Source organism: Blautia sp. 1001283B150304_161114_C9 (assembly GCF_015668165.1).
GTDB classification, from domain to species: domain Bacteria; phylum Bacillota; class Clostridia; order Lachnospirales; family Lachnospiraceae; genus Blautia_A; species Blautia_A wexlerae.
Window position 1 is genome coordinate 1 of record NZ_JADPGO010000014.1, and the last position, 18,632, is coordinate 18,632.

At 40.5% G+C, this 18,632-nt stretch carries 19 protein-coding genes; 6 read left to right on the plus strand and 13 right to left on the minus strand.

What is annotated here, in order from left to right:
• Positions 1 to 332 precede the first annotated feature (332 nt).
• From I4V44_RS08780 to I4V44_RS08795, 4 genes are all read right to left on the minus strand, one after another.
• A complete protein-coding gene (locus tag I4V44_RS08780) occupies positions 333 to 1,643 on the minus strand; it encodes a transglutaminase-like domain-containing protein (protein ID WP_020993857.1) in 1,311 nt (436 codons plus the stop codon).
• Between the two features lie 99 nt (positions 1,644 to 1,742).
• On the minus strand, positions 1,743 to 2,636 hold the full coding sequence (locus I4V44_RS08785; RefSeq protein WP_118587588.1) for an Ig-like domain-containing protein: 894 nt from the start codon (positions 2,634 to 2,636) through the stop codon (positions 1,743 to 1,745).
• Positions 2,637 to 2,684: 48 nt separating this feature from the next.
• Positions 2,685 to 2,885, minus strand: coding sequence for a hypothetical protein (locus I4V44_RS08790; protein ID WP_008704289.1), 201 nt, complete (start codon positions 2,883 to 2,885; stop codon positions 2,685 to 2,687).
• Positions 2,886 to 3,146: 261 nt separating this feature from the next.
• Positions 3,147 to 4,076: an AEC family transporter gene (locus I4V44_RS08795; protein ID WP_008704291.1), complete on the minus strand. Its 930-nt coding sequence runs from the start codon at positions 4,074 to 4,076 to the stop codon at positions 3,147 to 3,149.
• Positions 4,077 to 4,219: 143 nt separating this feature from the next.
• Between I4V44_RS08795 and I4V44_RS08800 the strand changes: the two genes are divergently transcribed.
• Positions 4,220 to 5,155, plus strand: a complete 936-nt coding sequence (locus tag I4V44_RS08800) for an AEC family transporter (RefSeq protein ID WP_055058694.1) — start codon at positions 4,220 to 4,222, stop codon at positions 5,153 to 5,155.
• 53 nt (positions 5,156 to 5,208) lie between these two features.
• Positions 5,209 to 5,829, plus strand: a complete 621-nt coding sequence (locus I4V44_RS08805; RefSeq protein WP_271724925.1) for a LysR substrate-binding domain-containing protein — start codon at positions 5,209 to 5,211, stop codon at positions 5,827 to 5,829.
• Between the two features lie 10 nt (positions 5,830 to 5,839).
• Here the strand turns inward: I4V44_RS08805 and I4V44_RS08810 are convergent, their stop codons facing one another.
• A complete protein-coding gene (locus I4V44_RS08810; protein WP_330380932.1) occupies positions 5,840 to 7,231 on the minus strand; it encodes an MATE family efflux transporter in 1,392 nt (463 codons plus the stop codon).
• Positions 7,232 to 7,413: 182 nt separating this feature from the next.
• Between I4V44_RS08810 and I4V44_RS08815 the strand changes: the two genes are divergently transcribed.
• Together I4V44_RS08815 and fliB are read left to right on the plus strand one after the other, a co-directional pair.
• Positions 7,414 to 8,232, plus strand: a complete 819-nt coding sequence (locus I4V44_RS08815; protein ID WP_196002612.1) for a putative hydro-lyase — start codon at positions 7,414 to 7,416, stop codon at positions 8,230 to 8,232.
• A 19-nt stretch (positions 8,233 to 8,251) separates the two neighbouring features.
• Positions 8,252 to 9,400, plus strand: a complete 1,149-nt coding sequence (gene fliB, locus I4V44_RS08820) for a flagellin lysine-N-methylase (RefSeq protein WP_196002613.1) — start codon at positions 8,252 to 8,254, stop codon at positions 9,398 to 9,400.
• An 84-nt stretch (positions 9,401 to 9,484) separates the two neighbouring features.
• On the opposite strand, the gene I4V44_RS08825 is transcribed toward fliB, so the two are convergent.
• From I4V44_RS08825 to I4V44_RS08840, 4 genes are all read right to left on the minus strand, one after another.
• Positions 9,485 to 9,748, minus strand: a complete 264-nt coding sequence (locus I4V44_RS08825; RefSeq protein ID WP_118575980.1) for a hypothetical protein — start codon at positions 9,746 to 9,748, stop codon at positions 9,485 to 9,487.
• Positions 9,749 to 9,846: 98 nt separating this feature from the next.
• Positions 9,847 to 10,005, minus strand: a complete 159-nt coding sequence (locus tag I4V44_RS18220) for a DUF4186 family protein (protein ID WP_420314757.1) — start codon at positions 10,003 to 10,005, stop codon at positions 9,847 to 9,849.
• Between the two features lie 16 nt (positions 10,006 to 10,021).
• The gene (locus tag I4V44_RS08835) at positions 10,022 to 10,600 is read right to left on the minus strand and encodes an SOS response-associated peptidase (protein WP_196002614.1); all 579 of its coding nucleotides are present in this window, start codon (positions 10,598 to 10,600) and stop codon (positions 10,022 to 10,024) included.
• Positions 10,601 to 10,608: 8 nt separating this feature from the next.
• A complete protein-coding gene (locus I4V44_RS08840; protein ID WP_243280243.1) occupies positions 10,609 to 11,046 on the minus strand; it encodes an AlkZ-related protein in 438 nt (145 codons plus the stop codon).
• Between the two features lie 393 nt (positions 11,047 to 11,439).
• Between I4V44_RS08840 and I4V44_RS08845 the strand changes: the two genes are divergently transcribed.
• A complete protein-coding gene (locus tag I4V44_RS08845) occupies positions 11,440 to 12,303 on the plus strand; it encodes a serine hydrolase domain-containing protein (RefSeq protein ID WP_196002615.1) in 864 nt (287 codons plus the stop codon).
• Between the two features lie 229 nt (positions 12,304 to 12,532).
• Positions 12,533 to 13,426, plus strand: a complete 894-nt coding sequence (locus I4V44_RS08850; RefSeq protein ID WP_196002616.1) for an alpha/beta fold hydrolase — start codon at positions 12,533 to 12,535, stop codon at positions 13,424 to 13,426.
• A 258-nt stretch (positions 13,427 to 13,684) separates the two neighbouring features.
• Here I4V44_RS08850 and I4V44_RS08855 read toward each other — a convergent pair whose 3' ends face one another.
• From I4V44_RS08855 to feoB, 4 genes are all read right to left on the minus strand, one after another.
• Complete coding sequence (locus I4V44_RS08855) at positions 13,685 to 13,978, minus strand: hypothetical protein (RefSeq protein ID WP_020993853.1); 294 nt, start codon at positions 13,976 to 13,978, stop codon at positions 13,685 to 13,687.
• Between the two features lie 26 nt (positions 13,979 to 14,004).
• Positions 14,005 to 14,466 carry a zinc ribbon domain-containing protein gene (locus I4V44_RS08860; protein WP_196002617.1) on the minus strand — a complete coding sequence of 154 codons (462 nt, stop codon included), beginning with the start codon at positions 14,464 to 14,466 and terminating at the stop codon, positions 14,005 to 14,007.
• A 103-nt stretch (positions 14,467 to 14,569) separates the two neighbouring features.
• On the minus strand, positions 14,570 to 15,577 hold the full coding sequence (locus tag I4V44_RS08865; RefSeq protein WP_196002618.1) for a DHH family phosphoesterase: 1,008 nt from the start codon (positions 15,575 to 15,577) through the stop codon (positions 14,570 to 14,572).
• A 556-nt stretch (positions 15,578 to 16,133) separates the two neighbouring features.
• The gene (gene feoB, locus I4V44_RS08870) at positions 16,134 to 18,467 is read right to left on the minus strand and encodes a ferrous iron transport protein B (protein WP_196002619.1); all 2,334 of its coding nucleotides are present in this window, start codon (positions 18,465 to 18,467) and stop codon (positions 16,134 to 16,136) included.
• Positions 18,468 to 18,632 lie beyond the last annotated feature (165 nt).

Genomic DNA, 18,632 nt, shown 5'->3' on the forward strand with positions numbered 1-18,632 from the left:
TATAATTTTTGAAAATTCATGTATAGAATAATATTTACTCAAAGAATCAACTCCTTTCAATAATATTCTACTCTAATATCTTATAACACTCAACATGTACTTATATGATTTTATAATTTATATTTAACTGTTAATAACCTCCTGAAATTCATTTGGAGATAATATGAAAAAAATAGGAAGAAAAATTAAGAACATTTCTCCTCCGCGGAGGCATTGTCCCAGGAAAAATTGGATAAATAGATATGCAAAAGTGGTTTTCCGCGGAGAATAAAAGTATTTTGAGATGCAAAAAAGACTCCAGTCATATTAACTGAAGTCTCTTTCCATTCTGATCACTTTTTGTAATCCGTCACGCTGCAGGTTGGTAATCCTTTGGTATCCCATGACATACCTGCCTTTTTCTTCCATGTCCGGCTGCCAAGCAGGAATCCGCCAGACTGCGCATCCAGAATATACCATTTGCCGCCAACTCTTACCTGATTCCACTGATGGCTTGGGTTACTTGCCTTGGAGTCTGCATGTACATATCTGCAGTCTACTCCGATTGCATCACAGAGTGCTTTCATGGCTCTGGCATATCCGGAGCATTGTGCTTCTCCATATACCAATGCACCCCAGGCGGTGTTTGCATAATTATACTGCCAGCCTTTATAAGCGTAGCTGCAGTTGCTGCGGAGATAATTATATGCAGTCAGTACCCTGTCATAGTCTGACATTCCTTTACGGATGTAATTGATCTTGAAACTCTGGACAACACTCCGGACCTGTGCCAGATGCTGCGCGTCCAGATACGGACCGTAGACGCTGCCATACTGATAATCACCTTTTACAGTTGCTGTTTTTAAGGTGATCTTTCGGGCTTTGCTTTTGGAACTGTAAATATTTTTGCCCTTTATGACTCTGTACGCCAGCACTCTGTACTGATAAGTCTTTCCGGCCTGTACATTTTTGTCAGTTGTGGAGATTACATTTCTTTTTTTGACATTTTTCAGGAATGACCACTTTCCGTTATCATATCGGTACACCCTGTAGCCGTCTGCCTGTGCGATATAGCTCCAGGAAAGATTTACGGTTTTATTGTCCGTGGAGTAACACTTGTAAAGCTCCGGTGTCTGCAGATTGGCCTTTACATCAATGATATTTGATACAATCTCCACGCTATATTCTCCGCTGTCCGGATCATACACCATGTCGCCATAGACCAGTCTGTAGGAATATTGATGTCCGGCTTTTGCCGTAGTATCTACAAAAGTCAGATTTCCCTCCACGCATGTATCATGGGAATAGCACTGTACCTTGAAATTGTCTCCGTAGTTCATATACAGATTGTCACCGAGGACTTCCCAGAAGTCTCCTATTACCCTGAAACTATCCAGTTTTTCTAATTTTCCACCTTGAGATACCGGCTTTTCTGAACGATAGATGTCTATTCGATTAGAGTCTGGAGTGGCTACCTCTGCCTTAAACTGAATCTGACTTGCCTCTATAGACTTTCCGTCATATATTTTCAAGAGTTTTGTATCTTCTCTTTGCGCTGCATTTACCGTAAAACCTGTTCCGAGACATATCCATAATGTCATTATTATCAGCAAAAATATTGATTTCTGTATAAATGAGTTTTGTTTTCTTTCTTCTAATTTCATGGTTTTCCCTCTTTTATTTTGATGTAATTCCTTGAGAATGCCCGGTAGATACAACTTAGGCTTGAAAAGGATTCATGTCCTGCAACGACCAGACAGAAATTACATTCCTAATTTCTGTTTGGTATTTGAAAGTTCTTTTCTTATTAAGTTGTTATTTGATGACTGAGCAAAGCTATACCATGTAGCGTTTGCATGATATTTCTTGTAATAAGTTTCATACATATTCCCTGAGGTTTTCTTGCCGTCCATATACCAGTCTCCTTCCATTGCATCCCCCTTCCATATGAACTTGTGGACCAGTCCAACAGACCCATCTTTTTTGGTTCCATAGTAATAATTATCCCCACACGCATTACCAGTTAGCTCTAACAGATATTTTCCGTTGTATTTACATATACCCAAACCTCCAAAATATGGCATATTGTTTCCAGACCATGAAATACGTGAGGTAACCCGTTTTGCAGATTTTCCGCCATACTTCCACAATTCTACATGATATTGAACTTTGTCTTTGTTATACCTTTCTGTTTGGTATGTCAGGATAAGTTCGTTGATGTCGTCATTATTGAAATCCAACAATTTGGCATAGCATAGTCCCGTCCAAAACTGTTTCTGCTCATTTAATTGAGCTTCCCCATATTTTTTCTCATAACTTTGTATCAGATTCCGGTAAGCTGAAGTTGGATCTTTGATATTTCCTTCTTTTTTGACCGTTACCTTGCAGACGAGATTGTAAGTATCGCCATACTGTTTAACTTTACACCTGATATAAGTTGTACCGGCTTTTTTTGCCTGGATCTCGCCGGAAGAATTGACTTTTGCTACCTTCTTGTTATCAGAAGAATACTTTACGTTTGACAAATAACTGATGCCTGTACAAGGGAACTCTTTTTTCTCCTTTACTTTCAGTGTGATCTTTGTGGTATCCGTATCCGGCTTCAGGGATGCAAGTTTTACTTTCTTTTTCGTCCAGAAAAATACAAAGGGAACCATATGCCATAATCAATGCATCCGCATCTGCGAACGCCTGATAATCATAAACTACATTGAACTGATAATCATAATCATCTTCCGTATCTTCGCCAAAATAAGATTTATAGTAATAACTACTGTGAATCCCAAGAAAAACAGAACATTTACGTCCATAGACTTAGCTGCATGAAAAATACCCTGCATCAGATTCATCGTATGCGGTGAATTTGCATTTCCGATCATTACACCAATCGTATACCTTTTCTCCATACGTATGCTCCCTTTCCACAAGTCTTTGTTTTCGTTTTATTTTACAATATTTTTTTGCCATCATTCAATATATTTTAGTTGTTTTTACCAAATTATTTAAATATCTGCAACCCCTTTCCCGTTTACAGGATTCTACGCCTCATGCGGAGCACTATATATCACAGGTACATTACGAAGTAATTTCCTGCGACATACAAAAATTACCGCCTGGTCTATTTCAATCCGCAGTAATTTTCATTTTCTGTTATTCAGATTTCATGATCAGTAGATTGTCACTGCCATAATTATATATACAAGAATAGATACCAGACAGTACATAGAGTTTGTTGTGGAAACATAAGCGCTTCCTTCTTCATCTTTCATAAAAGTCTGCATACTGAATGTGGCCGGTGCTGACATATAACTGATAATTGCAAGATTGACCAGCCGATCATCACCTACCAGATAATGTACAGCAACAAGAACTCCTGCGATCATCACTGCCTGAAGCAATACACGTAAGATGATCGTGGCAATGCATGGCTTTAATAATTTCGCATTCAGTTCCATGCTGTATCCCACTACCAGTAAAATAATGGCAGTCACAGATGTGGTGAGAATATTTTCCACACTCTGGTACACGCCTCCGAAAGGACTGTCTAAAACTGCAAGGATCACCTTCGATAATCCTGCAATAATTCCCAGGATACTTGCAATAAATGCCGGAGTCTTTAATGCACTGAAAAACAGTTTTTTCACATCAATCTTCTCACCGTTTTCCACCTGTCCCAGCATTCCCATATATACACTGAATCCAAACAACAGTCCGGCAATATCCAGAACTGCAATACGGGAAAGATTTTCACTGCCACAGAGGCTTGTATATAACGGATAGGCCATAAGTCCCCCTTCATATACGCTTACCATAAACGGTAGATATTTCTGATAGGTTCCTTTCAGAAATGGCTTCAGCAAAAAGCCCAGACCAAAGGATACTACCAGCATTACAAACATGATCAAAATCAGGATTCCGGTTTCTTTATTATATTCCGCTGTTGCCAGAGCATGAAAAATAGCAACCGGAAGCATAACATTCGTTACAAGCACCTTCATGTTATTGATTCCGTCTCTGGTCAGAATCTTCCATTTTCTGCACAGCATACCGACCACGATCATAACCAGTACAGGCAGAACAATTTCTAATACATTCACTTTTTTACTCCTCCTAATATATAACTCAGCTTTGTTTATTGTAACTCAAAAAAACATTTTTCGCCACCTATACTTTCTGTTGTATTTTCACTTTTTTGCAGTTATAATTTTATGTGAATTTACGAAAAAAAAGGAGAACTCAAATGAATACTTTCAGCATTCTGACTGCTCAGATCGGAATGTTCGTGATCTACATGCTTGCAGGCGTGATCCTGATCCGCACACGGGTTATGAACAGAGAAAATCTTGAAGTCATTTCAAAATTTGTAATAAAACTGGCGCTTCCTGTAATGATTTTTATCAATACTGTAAACGGAGTGGAACGTAAAACTCTTTTTCATTCACTGAGCATTTTTCTGATTGCGGGAATTATGTATATATGTCTGTTTTTACTCAGCTACATATCTGGTATTTTTTTTCATCTGCATGGTAACCACAGGCAGCTTTACAGTGCCATGAGCGTATTCGGAAATGTGGGATTTATGGGTATTCCCATAGTAACCAGTATTTATCCGGAAAACGGTATGCTCTACATCTGTGTATTTACCATTATTGATCAGCTCATGCTGTGGACAGCAGGTGTACGCCTTACTTCAGGTACAGACAGTCAAAAAAACCGTTTTGATTTCCGGAAGCTGATCAATCCTGTTACTGTTTCCATCTTTCTTGCTGTGATCTGTGTGCTGACAGGAATCCGGCTTCCTGAAGTTCTGAACAATTCCCTTCAGAAAATCGGCCAGACCGCCACACCTCTCGCAATGATCTATCTTGGCGGTGTTTTCGCCTGTATCGATGTACTGAAAAATATCCGGAGACTGGATTATTATGGAATTGTCATCCTAAAAATGCTTTTGTTTCCGCTTTTCTTCTATGTATTACTTGGATATCTTCCGGTTTCTTCAGAAATCCGCACTACCATGGCTCTGACTTCTGCAATGCCAGTTATGTCCTCTGTGGTAATGATGGCAAATGCCTACGGATCAGATGGCGATTATGCAATGGGTGGAATTCTTGTTACAACTATCTGTTCTGTTTTTACACTTCCATTTATTTACTGGATTTTTCATTTTATCGGATGATTTAAATATAATACTTTTTTATAAATATTTACAAATTTCATTTATAAAAAAGTGTGGTATACCACCTCTACGACAGCGCTTTCCGCATTCTGGATATCCGCAACAATCTTCTGGAGAATTTCACCGGTTCCAGAAAGCAGATCATTGATCTGGCAGCCTCCACCATTCCTTCTTCTTATCTCCTTCCTGAACTTCTCGCAGGTTTTGGCAGAATGTATCCTGATGTATATTTCCATTCCTGGCAGACAGACAGTTCCGGCGCTATTAACCGTGTACTGGATGGGACCGTAGACCTGGCTTTGACAGGACAGAATACAGGAGACGACAGCTGTGTATTTATTCCCTTCTGTCAGGATAATATGGTGATTGCTACCCCTGTGAATGATCATTATTTAAACTTAAAACAAAAAGAACAACCTGTTGTTTTTCAGGACTTTATCAAGGATCCTGTTATCATCAGGGAAAAAGGCTCCGGAACCAAAAAGGAAATGGATATTTTTCTGGAAAATGCCGGTATTGAACCTTCCAGTCTGAATGTAGTAGCCCGCATGAATGACCTGCAAAAAACAAAGCAGATTCTTCTGTTTCCATTAGAAGAATCTGCTCACAAACGCAGTTTTTATATTGTTTACAGTAAAAACAGAATTCTGAAATCCCATTCATTCACTATGTAAAAGAATACTATCAGACAGTCTGATTAATATTCTGATATTTTTTTGGCATCCAATTTCCCTTCCATGCATAGATAAGCATGAGTACCATTCCTACAGCCCATGAAACAGGATACAGTACATATATAATATCAATGCTGGTGAAATGTGGAACCACAAACTGAATCCACAGAATACGGAACAGGCATAATGCAAGCAGCATCACTACCATGGGAGGTACCGTCTTTCCTGTTCCGCGAATGGTTCCTGCCAGGGAATGCATAATTCCCAGAAGGAAATAGAACGGGCAGAAATATTTCATTGCCTGTGCCCCATAATAGATTACTTCTTTATCACTGCTGAAAATCCCTATGATCGGTCTGGAAAAGGTCAGCAGGAGAATTCCTGTCACGATCGTATAAAGCACGCTCATTCCAAGAGTTACTCTCAATCCTTTCCTGATTCTGTCTGTTTTTCCCGCACCATAGTTCTGACCGGTAAAAGTCGTTGCTGCCATACTAAAACTCATTACCGGCAGAATGTTAAACCCATCTACTTTCAGGTATGCACCAAAACCCGCCATTGCACTGGCTCCGAATCCATTGACACCAGATTGTACCAGTACATTTGAAAAGGAGATTACCGTGTTTTGAATTGCAGTCGGCAGACCTACCTGGATAATCCGTCCTGCCATTGTTCTATCAATGGAAAGTTTCTTCGGATTTATGCGGTAAATATCCGGAACTCTCATCAAAAACCATAATGCAAAAATGCAGGAAAGTACCTGGCTGATATCTGTTGCAATTGCAGCACCCTCGACTCCCATGTGCATTCCGCCGATAAGCCATAAATCCAGAAAAATATTGGAAAACGAAGCTACTGCCAGATACATCAGCGAACGTCTGGAGTTACCTACTGCATTCAGGATCCCCGCTGCCATATTATAGATGACATTAAAAACCAGTCCATAAGAATAAATTCTCAAATACAGAACTGACTGATTCATTACTTCTTCCGGAGTTCTCATCCACCTGAGAATTGCAGGTGAAAATACAATTCCAGCGATAGTAAGAACAATTCCCAGAATAAGCGCAAGCATCAAGGCTGTATGTGCAGAACGCTGAACGCCATTCTCATCTCCTGCTCCATAAAACTGGGATACAATAACTCCCGCACCTGCAGATGCCCCCATACTGAATGCAATCAGCAGACAAATCAGCGACGTACTGGAACCAACTGCAGCCAGTGCATTGCTGCCCACAAAATTTCCTACAATAATTGAGTCCACTGTATTGTACATCTGTTGGAGCAGATTTCCCAGTATCAATGGAATAGAAAACAGAAGAATCTGTCTCCAGATGGTCCCTTCTGTCATGGTACTGATCGATTTTAACTTCACACTCTTACTCTTTTCATATGCTGCCACTCTCATTCCCCCATTCATATATTATTGCTGTTCACAACGCGTCCGGCAGCACCCTTCGGCATTCCTATTATAAAATATTTTATATAAAAATCAAGCCGCCACTATTTATAGCATTGCATTTCCTGTCAGTTTACTGTACAATACTTTTATATTGTAAAGTACGAAACAGGAGGTAATTTATTATGGCTTTTGATATCACACCTTATGTAGATATGTCCCCAAAGAAAGTTCGTGAACTGATCCGCAAGGGAGTTATTGATTTCCCCACTGCAGGAATGTGCCGTGGCTATGCGCAGGCAAATCTGGTAATTCTGCCACCGGAATATGCTGCAGATTTTGAAGAATTTGCACACAAGAATCCATTTCCGTGTCCAATTCTCGAGATTATCAAAGGAACTCCTGAAACTCATGACATGGGTGAGGGCGGAAATATCTGCACGGATATCCCGAAATACCGGATTTATGAAAACGGTGTATTTACAAAAGAAATTACTGACGCTTCCGAGTATTGGAAAGAGGGATATGTTGGATTTCTTATCGGCTGTTCTTTCTCATTTGAAGAAGCACTGATTAGAGAAGGGATTGAAATCCGTCATATCGCCCAGGGACGAAATGTACCGATGTTCAAAACTAACATTCAGACAGTTCCTGTTGGTCCATTTTCCGGTCCTATGGTCTGCTCCATGCGCCCGATGACACCGGAAAACGCAAAAAAAGCTTATGACATTACTTTCAAAATGCCGAATGTTCATGGTGCCCCTGTACATATGGGAGATCCGAAAGAGGTCGGTGTTGATGACGTTATGAAACCTGATTACGGTGAAGCAGTGGATATTTACGAAGGGGAAATTCCTGTGTTCTGGCCATGCGGCGTAACTCCGCAGGCAGCAATTGAGAATGCCAAACCGCCAATCGCTATCACTCATGCTCCCGGACATATGTTCATTACAGATATTCCGAATGCAGAGTTAAACGACTATCTGGAAGCAAAAAAGAAATAATCAGAAAGCAGCAGAAACCATGGAATTTACATTTCCCAACTATTATAAAGAATTTTCTTGCATTGCCGGGTCCTGTCCGGATACCTGCTGTGCAGGATGGCAGATTGTTATTGACAATAAAACCCTGAAGAAATATCAGCATTTCAAAGGTCCTTTTCACAATCGACTGCACAACGATATCGACTGGAAGGAACATGTCTTCCGCCAGTACAACCGACGGTGTGCATTTCTGAACGAAGAAAATCTGTGTGATATTTACACAGAAGCAGGTCCGAAAATGCTTTGCGACACCTGCAGAAATTATCCACGACACATTGAAGAATTTGAGGGCCTGCGTGAGATTTCTTTGTCCCTTTCCTGCCCGGAAGCAGCAAGAATTCTGCTGTCTCAGAAAGAAAAAGTTCATTTTGTTACCATCGAAAAGGAAGCCGCTGAAGAAACCTATGATGATTTTGATTACTTTTTATTTACTGCACTGATGAATACCAGAGATCTTCTGATAAAAATCATCCAGAACAGAAATGTCCCCATACGGAAACGCCTGTGGAAAGTACTTGCCATCACACATGATTTTCAGCTGTGTTTAAATAAAAACGAACTTTTTAAATGGGAAGAGATTCGGAAACGTCATGAAGATTCCGGATTCGGAAAAACATTTTGTGATAAAGTTCATTCCAGAATGAATACTTCTGACACATCAAAGGATCTATTTAAAAACATGTGGAAAACTATTGTTCCGGAAATGGAAGTTCTTCGTCCCGGATGGAAAGAATTTCTGAAGGAACGTCTTGATTCCTTATATATTTCTTCAGGAGAAAACGATTATATATATCAGAAAAGCGAATTTGATTTCTACTGTCCGGACTGGCAGATTCAGGAAGAACAGCTTCTGGTTTACTGGATTTATACTTATTTCTGTGGTGCAGTCTATGACGATGAAATCTTTACCAAGGTTAAAATGGCTGTCGTCTGTACTTTGTTTATCCATGAGCTTGATGTCGGAACATATCTGAAAAACGAACATCATTTTAACCTGAATGATCAGATTCAGATCTGTTATCAGTTCTCCAGAGAGCTTGAGCATTCGGATCTTAATCTGAATAAATTTCAAGAACTGATGTCTGAAAATAATATTTTCTCCTTTGAAAATCTGTTAAAGATATGCTGAATGACAAAAAACTTGCTCATTTCTTATTCTTTTTACAATTGCATTATTTGATATAAAAAACTTGTATTCTTTCGGATTTGGTAATCATCGCCTTCTATAAATTGCATTCACCCCAAATTGCGTATATTCTCCTGCTCGATATCCCCGAACAAATTCTCTATCCATTTCCCATTTTGAGATTGCTAATTCGAATTTACTCTGATAATGTCGTTGACTAATAAAGAAATCCAAATAACTTATTATTTCACTTTTGGATAAGACCTTATTATCAATCATGACCGCAAGTATTTTCTGTCGTCTGGAAGCAGATAAACCTTCTTCTTGCGAAACAGTATAACCAAACTGCATAAAAATAGATTCCTGAGCTAATCTCATTCCGTTAATACATGAATTTTTTAGGTAGGATTTTTCGTCACAAATACGACATAAAACCACGCCCATATTTCTTAATCGTATATAGGTGCTTTCCAAAATAAAATAAACTCTGCATTGTTTGCATTTTCACGAATATAATCAATGTCATTCTGTTTAAGATGAAATCTGCTCCGAAATCTGGAGTTTTCAAGTCTCTCGAACAGTTGCTTGTACCATTCATCCTTTGTCATTAAAACTCACCACTTTCTATGAAAACAGACTCTGCTGTTCATATTCCGTCTGTCGATTAAGCTGAGTCGGTGTCTGGTACAGAAGTACAGGCATTTTGTTATTATCAAACCAGTCTGTGATTTGTTCCCTTTCCAAGATCAAAGGCATGCGATCATGGATTTTTTTCATGGAATTATTCGCTGTGGTAGTCAGGATCACAAATCTTCGTTCATTCTCAAACCAGTCACAGAATCCTGCCATATACAGCACAGAGGAATCCGGTCTGGCAAAGGAACTCTTTTCTTTCAGGGAATTCCATTCGTAGAACCCGCCTGCCGGAATCAACAGCCGGTGATATAAGATTCCGTTCTGAAAGGAAGGTTTATCCATGACGGTTTCCACCCTTGCATTGATGACCGGATTTTTGCCTTTTGACAGGGGATATCCCCATCTGCATATACCCAGTTCCAGTCCATGTTCTGACTGTCCAATGACCGGTGCGACATCGGTCGGACGGATATCTCCTTGTGTCAGCCGGATCCTCCTATCTATGTTCTGTACCACTCTGGAAATCTCCTCCATCATATCGAGATCTATATAATATCTGCTGCACATATTCTCTCCTATTTTAGAATCTTTCTTATCTGCGTATCCGCGACTTCTGGATAAAGCTGTTTCATAATATTCTTATGTTTAATCGGTGCTTTTTCATCCTCAAACAGAGCATCAAAATCATAGCCGTCCCTACGGTAGTTGGCAAATACCGGCAGCCATTTTTTGGAAATAAACCCGGCTTTTTTGGCAAAAAATTTCCCGTAAAGAACATCATGCTTTTTTGCAATGGCAATCCTCCATCTCCACGGATCCCTCACCGGATCATCAGACCACCAATATTCTGCCACTGTCCGTTCCTCCAGAGAAAACCCCGGAATTTCGTTCTTAAAAAGAGGAAGAAAACCAACCCGGTTGATATATTCGACTGCTTCATCCACATCGTGGATGCATTTCGGATCATCCCATGTTACTCCATGAATGATCCATTCCCCTGCTTCGTTTCCCATGACTTTCTCCTTTCTGTATTTTGCAGTCTTAAATATACCACACATTGACAAGGCAAGACAAAGATATATATTTTTATCGAAAAAATTGATGACATTTTTGTTACTGTTCATACACAATGTCATTAACTTAAGCAATTTGCCAATACTGCATTGATGAAAATATCAGCAGAAGGATTTAATTATGATAAAAAAGGGAATATTGAGGGATTAAGATGCAATGTCTTGCTGAAATTCGGGTATAACAAAAAGACAAAATCAATATTTAATATTGAAATTTGTCTAAAGATGAAATATAGTAATATACCACCTTCTGCAATAACTGGTTTATCCACCATTTTTGTGTTAATATAAAAGTAATAAAATACATTTAAGGACAAGAAGGGTGTAAATATTATGGATATTTCAGATTTTGTTAAGAAAGCAAAAGAATATAATGTTCTTGGAATCAAAATTTCAAAAGATAATGAACTTGCAGCAGAGTGGTACAGCGAACCGGAATGCAGAAGGAATATTTATTCTGCAACAAAGAGTTTCACATCCTGTGCAGTTGGCTTTGCTGTTCAGGAAGGGCTGATCGATCTTAATGAAAAACTAACAGAAGCATTTTCAGGTGACTTGCCGGAGTGTATAGATGAGAACCTGAAAGAAGCAACTGTTCGTGATCTTCTTACCATGTGCCTTGGACAGGAGAAGGGCAGTCTGATGGGAGAACAACGACCTTTATATGAAGAAGATAACTGGGTAAAAATGTCTCTGGCTATTCCCTTTAAGTATAAGCCGGGTACGCATTTTGTGTATAATAACGTTGGTCCCTATCTGGCAGGCATTCTTGTACAAAGACGCTCCGGCTGCGATCTGGTTTCTTACCTTACACCCAGACTTTTTGCCAAACTTGGAATAAAACGTCCTACATGGGAGACTGATCCACTTGGAAACAGTTTTGGAGCCGGCGGATTATTTCTGACCCTTTCTGAACTTCACAAATTTGGACTGTTTTATCTTAATAAAGGCAAGTGGAATGGAAAACAGATACTGTCTGAGAATTGGATAGAAGAAAGTACAAAGGCAGCTGATGTTGGATACTATGGTTATCTTTTCTGGCGTGGTGAATATAATTCTTTCCGGGCGGACGGAAAATACTCCCAGATATCTATGATCCTTCCGAAAAAAAACGCAGTCGTTTCGTTTGTTTCAGAATGCCGCAGGGGAGACGAACTTCTGAAGACAGTTTATGAGCTTGTCTGCGCAAAACTGTAATATCTTTTCTCCGCGGAAAACCAGACTCCTCAACATCCTAAACAACTTTTTTCCAGGTATGCAAAAAAACACTTTCCTTTTCTGAAAAAAAACAATATAATGCTTCACGCAAGAAGATGGTTCTACCGGCGAAATAAATCCGACCAGAAGAAAAGGTTATCGCTGACACCATCTATTCTGTTTTGCAAAATCTGGCATATTACAGAGAAATAAGAAATGAGGAAATAGAGTGAAAAGAATATGTATAGCAATTTCATCAAACGCTAAAGACACCACCATGCACCTGGAAATCTATGCACCGGAATATAAGGGCGATCTCAAAGGCCTGATCCAGATCTGCCATGGAATGACAGAATATATGGGAAGATATGTGGAATTTGCAAAGTATTTTACCAGCCGCGGATACATTGTCTTTGGCAATGACATCATCAGCCACGGACACAGCACCACACCAAAATCATCCTGTTTGTACATTAATAACTGGAACGACACAGTTAAAGATATGGTATCAGCAAGGGAATACGTTGTCCGGAAATACCCAAACCTGCCTATCTATCTTTTGGGATTTTCTCTGGGTTCCTTCATTGTAAGGACAAACGCTGATCTGACTCCCTACAAAAAAGAAATCCTGATCGGTACCGGTGCGCAGTCCGCTTTCCTGATGAGGATAATGAGAACCTGGATCGGGAAAAAATATACCGGAAAGATGTCCTGTGCTTCTGATAAGATCTATGATCTGATGTTCGGTACATATGGCAAAAAGTTCAAAGGCAGACCGGCCAATTACTGGCTCCTGACCGATAATGAAAAGAGAAAGGAATACACTGGTGACAGTCTTGTTCGTCAGGAGGTGTCTCCTGCTTTTTTCTGCGAGTTTTCCAAAGGCATGGAATGTGCCAGCCGAAACCTAAAAAATCCGAATAATACCATTCCAACTTTATTCCTGTATGGAAAAAAAGATCCGGTATCCGGTTTTGGAAAAGGCGTCCGAAAGGTATACAAAGCATACAAAGAAAACAACCCGGATACGGAGATCAGAAGCTTTCCCGGAACTCACGATATCCTGCATGACTCCGGATATGAATCGGTATTTAAGGCAATCGCCGATTATTTGAGAAAATAATACTACAATCAGAACCCGATGCTCTACCCTGAAAAGCTGCTCCAGTCGTGCCTGGCTGTCCAGTCGCCCTTCGTACTCCTCTTTATTCTCCGTATGTATAATAAACGGAGCAATATCTGCCTGCAGGCATTGCACAAATGCAATGATGCGGGCTACCTTATAACATGAGAAAAGCATTAAACAAGGAGACTCACGCCAAAACTATGAATCTCCTTGTTTAATAAAGGTTCGAAGTAGCCCTCCGGGTATATCTATATCTTATTTTTGATTAATCTCTGCGAATCCAGCAGCATCAATTTTTAATTCTATTTTTTCGCCTTTTTTAAGTTCTTTCCATTGAGAAAAATCCATTTCATATCTTCCTGTTTCGGTCTTTCCCTTCTTTTTCTCATATGTAGCGGTCACAAAATAATGCTCTTCTTCTGCTCCTGTTCTCTGTCCGTCTTTAAGTTTTGGTTCCGGCCAGGAAGGGTTCTGATCATTGCCGGAACTTTTTGCAGTATCGACAACCGTCCATTTGTCTATTTCATAGTAATATTTTGTAGCATACACAGGCTCCTTCCGGTAGACTGGTTTTTCTACATCTTCGGTGCCAGGCATGACATCATGCCAAAAATGATTGCTACGAAGATTCCCAGAATGAGCAGCACCCGCCTCAGCAGTGGCTTTTTCTTTGGTGTATTTTGGGGGATATTTTTCTGGCAGGATTCTTTTTTCTCATCTTTCTTTCGTTTCTTTTCCTCTTCCTGCTGCCTCATCTCGAAGTAGTTTCTCTCCGAATCTTCTTTTGTGGCACCACAGTTTTTGCAGACATTCAGATCGTCGCTGTTAAGACTGCCGCAAAAGCTGCACTGCCAGTCCGGATTACGGCTGATCTTTTCTGCTTTCTCCTCAGAAACATATTTAATTTCATCCAGCATATAGAATTTTATATTTTCGTCCTGCGGATGCCCACAATCGGGACAGGTTTTTTGGCCGGCTCTAATCCTTTTATTCCCACAAAACGGGCAATCCCAGAGACCTTCGATTATCTTTCCCATACAGACTCTCCTCTTCTTTTCCCTCAATAACAATTCCAACAAGTGTTTATATTCCACTTCGGTTTTATAATTTTGTGCAGTTTTTTATTTGCTCATTTATAGATTACTGTTTATTTTTCATCTCTGCTACTCTGTCCAGAATCTGTTTCTTTAATTCTTCTACATTATCGGTCTGATATTTTAATCCTGCTGCGGAGATATGTCCTCCACCGCCAAAAGGTTTCAACAGTTCATTAACATTGATCCATTTCCCGTCTGAACGGAAAGAACATCTCCACCCGTTTTCTTCTTCCTCATACATGGTAAAACCAAGTTCAATATCGTCGCAATCGCGCAGGATCGTGCTGATACAGTGGATGTCTTCGTATGTGATATCTTTTTCGACAATTTCCTTCTGTCCCATAATGACATAAGCAACCCGGCCATCCATCGCACGTACTGCCCCATGAAGAATATCGGCTCTTTTGTACAGAATGTCCAAGGTGTCACTGTGTAAGGTTTTCATAATCCTGCCATGGTCAACTCCCATAGCCATCAGATCAGCTACTGCCTGAAAAATACCCTGGTTTGCCCTTGCCAGTCCTCCGGTATCATGCAGGATGCCAAGGTAAATATAATCTGCGGCATTGGGGTACGCTTCTTTTTGGGCTGCATTTAGAAGCAGTTCGGAAGAAAGCATATGGTATACATTTTCCGCACACGCCTCAGAAACCTTTGTCCAGTTCACATCTCCGTATCCTTCATTGGAAGCATGATGATCAACAACAATGCTGGCAGCGGCATTTTGGTAATATTCCAATCCGATCATACGCTCCAGAGTTGCATTATCACAGACTATGGCACAATATTGTTTTCCGGATATGTCCGGCATCTCAAAAGGAACAAATGTCTTATCTTCCACGACCATCTTTTTCGGGCCGCGCTCCAGCGTTTTTGCAAGATATGGAAACACCCTGTATTGTGGATAATTGACATGGATATAATGCGCAAGGCTCATCACCGATCCGGCAGCATCGCCATCCGGATTTAAGTGTCCCAGAATCACTACAGTGTCCAGATTGTGCGTCTGCATGGTTTCATCAAAAACAGTATCAAAATTAAACTCTGTCATTCCTACCTCCTTCGTATATCACTTCCCTGTTATATTTTAATTTTATCATCTAACAGATCAGATAGCAAGTTGTGGGCACATACAAGCCAAAATTGTTACTGTTCACTCCGTTCTCAGTAACATAGCCAAAATTCATTACAGATTGCATTATTTTGCGGAATTGCTACCGAATCAAAAAGAGACCACTTGTCTCTTTTGGTCTCTTTTCTGTCTCTTTTAAAAAAACTATAGCAATTTCATAAGATTTCTATAGTTTTTTCAGGGTTTCTGTACTATAATGAAACCCATAAAGAGATTGTCATATCAAAAATAGTAATCTAATTTTCTGCTGAAAAATCAGATCATCTCCCATCAAACTGGAAATTTAGGGGAAGTTGTTCTGATATTATTATGAAAAAGATGATCGAAGCCCAGGAAAGACAGATGTCCAGTGGTTCCCAGGGCGGACAGTACTAATCAGATAAAAGCCTCTCAGTTGAGGAACTGAAAAAAACCGATGGTGATGACTGAAAACAGTCAAATCCATCGGTTTTTCTATAAAAGCGAATTAATAAAATCAGATCATCCCTATCAGATGTACGATCAGTGCAGCCACCCAGGCAATCACACACTGCCATACCACAACACCAACAGCCCATTTGCTGCCCATTTCACGTTTGATCGAAGCGATAGCCGCCACACATGGTGTATAGAGCAAACTGAATACCAGCAGGGATGCTGCTGCCAGCGGAGTCAGTACAGAGGCAATATTTCCACTGAAAAGTACTTCCAGAGTAGATACCACGCTCTCTTTTGCCATAAATCCGCTGATAAGAGCTGTACAGATTCTCCAGTCTCCCAGTCCGATCGGTTTAAATATAGGTGCCAGGACTCCCGCCACCATTGCCAGAATACTGTCTGCAGAATCTTTTACAAGATTTAAATGCAGATCAAAGCTCTGCAGGAACCAAATTATCATTGATGCAAGCAGGATAATAGAAAACGCTCTCTGCAGGAAATCTTTTGCTTTTTCCCACAAAAGCTGACCTACATTCCTTGCTCCCGGCAGCCGGTAATTGGGAAGTTCCATGACAAACGGTACGGGATCTCCCTTGAAAAGAGTTCTGTTATACAAAAATGCCGCCAGGATTCCCACCAAAATTCCAAGCAGGTAAAGACCTGCCATAATAAATCCGCCCTTCTTCGGGAAAAAAGCACTTACAAAGAAAGAATAAATCGGCAGCTTCGCAGTACAGCTCATAAATGGAGTCAGCAAAATCGTCATCTTTCTGTCACGCTCACTTGTAAGTGTACGTGTGGTCATAACAGCCGGAACCGTACATCCGAATCCGATCAGCATTGGTACAATGCTTCTTCCGGAAAGGCCGATCTTACGCAGAAGTTTGTCCATCACAAAAGCAACACGTGCAACGTATCCGCTGTCTTCCATAAGAGACAGAAAGAAAAATAGGGTTACGATAATCGGCAGAAAACTGAGTACACTTCCCACACCTGTAAAAATACCGTCAATGACCAGGCTATGCATGGCACTGTTTACATTTGCTGCTGTCAGTGCTGCTTCTACCAGCGCAGAAACCTTATCAATTCCAATCTCCAGAAGCCCCTGAAGCCACGCTCCGATCACATTAAAGGTAAGATAAAATACCAATACCATGATTCCGATGAAACAGGGAATCGCTGTATATTTTCCTGTAAGAATCTTATCAATTTTCTCACTTCGGATTCTTTCTTTGCTTTCTTTAGGCTTTACAACTGTCTGTTCACACAAACGCTCAATAAAGTCAAAACGCATATCTGCGATCGCAGCACTTCTGTCAACCTGACGCTCTGTTTCCATCTGCTGTACGATATGCTCCAGCATCTCCGTCTCATTTGTGTCCAGCTTCAGCTTCTCAAGAATCAGCGGATCTCCCTCGATTGCCTTGGTTGCTGCAAAACGGGTAGGAATATCAGCCTGCGCCGCATGATCCTCAATCAGGTGCATGACCGCATGAATACAGCGGTGTACTGCACCGTCATGGTCACTCTTATCACAGAAATCCTGACGCAGCGGATGTTCCTGATATTTCGCTATATGTAACGCATGGTCAACCAGCTCATCAACCCCTTCATTCTTTGCTGCGGAAATAGGGATTACAGGTACTCCAAGCAGCGATTCCATCTTATTTACATCTATAGAACCCTGATTTCCCAGCACTTCATCCATCATGTTCATTGCAACTACCATAGGAATATCCATCTCCAGAAGCTGCATGGTCAGATACAGGTTTCTCTCAATATTGGTAGCATCCACAATGTTGATGATCGCACTTGGTTTCTCATCCAGGACAAAATTTCTGGAGACAATCTCCTCACTGCTGTAAGGGGACATGGAATAAATTCCCGGAAGGTCTGTGATTTCTGTATCCGGATGGCCTTTAATCGAACCGGTCTTACGATCCACCGTTACTCCTGGAAAGTTTCCCACATGTTGACTGGAACCTGTCAGTTGGTTAAACAGTGTAGTTTTTCCACAGTTCTGATTTCCCACCAATGCGTACGTCAGTGTAGTTCCCTCAGGCAGTGGATGTTCATCTTCTCTGGAATGATACTTTCCATCCTCTCCAAGTCCCGGATGTGCCAGGTCGCTTACAGCCTCTATTCCGGCGTGACTTCTGCTTCGCTTCGGAATCTGTTCGATTTCTATCTGCTCTGCTTCCGCAAGTCTTAATGTCAGTTCATATCCATGTACCTGTAATTCCATGGGATCTCCCATGGGTGCAAACTTCACGACTGTGACCTCAGCTCCCGGAATCATACCCATATCCAGGAAATGCTGACGCAGGGCACCCTTGCCGCCAACCGACGTGATCACAGCACTTTTTCCGATTTCCAAATCTTTTAATGTCATTTTCAGTCGCTCACCTTTTGTATTTGTATTTGGTTATCATCGTCATTATTGGCCGATTTTTCTCAATAACCTTATGCAGATAGCTTATACTAACTGATAATTTTTGTCAAGTAGCAGGTATGTCTCAATTTTTTTATAACCGAAAGCACAAAAAACTCAGATGAA

Coding starts and splice junctions, on each gene's coding strand:
- I4V44_RS08835 (WP_196002614.1), bottom strand. CDS start 10,600: ATGTGCAGCAGATATTATATAGATCTCGATATGATGGAGGAGATTTCC.
- I4V44_RS08825 (WP_118575980.1), bottom strand. CDS start 9,748: ATGCAGTTTGGTTATACTGTTTCGCAAGAAGAAGGTTTATCTGCTTCC.
- I4V44_RS08865 (WP_196002618.1), bottom strand. CDS start 15,577: ATGACAGAGTTTAATTTTGATACTGTTTTTGATGAAACCATGCAGACG.
- I4V44_RS08785 (WP_118587588.1), bottom strand. CDS start 2,636: ATGGTTCCCTTTGTATTTTTCTGGACGAAAAAGAAAGTAAAACTTGCA.
- fliB (WP_196002613.1), top strand. CDS start 8,252: ATGGAATTTACATTTCCCAACTATTATAAAGAATTTTCTTGCATTGCC.
- I4V44_RS08860 (WP_196002617.1), bottom strand. CDS start 14,466: ATGGGAAAGATAATCGAAGGTCTCTGGGATTGCCCGTTTTGTGGGAAT.
- I4V44_RS08845 (WP_196002615.1), top strand. CDS start 11,440: ATGGATATTTCAGATTTTGTTAAGAAAGCAAAAGAATATAATGTTCTT.
- I4V44_RS08790 (WP_008704289.1), bottom strand. CDS start 2,885: ATGGAGAAAAGGTATACGATTGGTGTAATGATCGGAAATGCAAATTCA.
- I4V44_RS08840 (WP_243280243.1), bottom strand. CDS start 11,046: ATGGGAAACGAAGCAGGGGAATGGATCATTCATGGAGTAACATGGGAT.
- I4V44_RS08800 (WP_055058694.1), top strand. CDS start 4,220: ATGAATACTTTCAGCATTCTGACTGCTCAGATCGGAATGTTCGTGATC.
- feoB (WP_196002619.1), bottom strand. CDS start 18,467: ATGACATTAAAAGATTTGGAAATCGGAAAAAGTGCTGTGATCACGTCG.
- I4V44_RS18220 (WP_420314757.1), bottom strand. CDS start 10,005: ATGACAAAGGATGAATGGTACAAGCAACTGTTCGAGAGACTTGAAAAC.
- I4V44_RS08815 (WP_196002612.1), top strand. CDS start 7,414: ATGGCTTTTGATATCACACCTTATGTAGATATGTCCCCAAAGAAAGTT.
- I4V44_RS08780 (WP_020993857.1), bottom strand. CDS start 1,643: ATGAAATTAGAAGAAAGAAAACAAAACTCATTTATACAGAAATCAATA.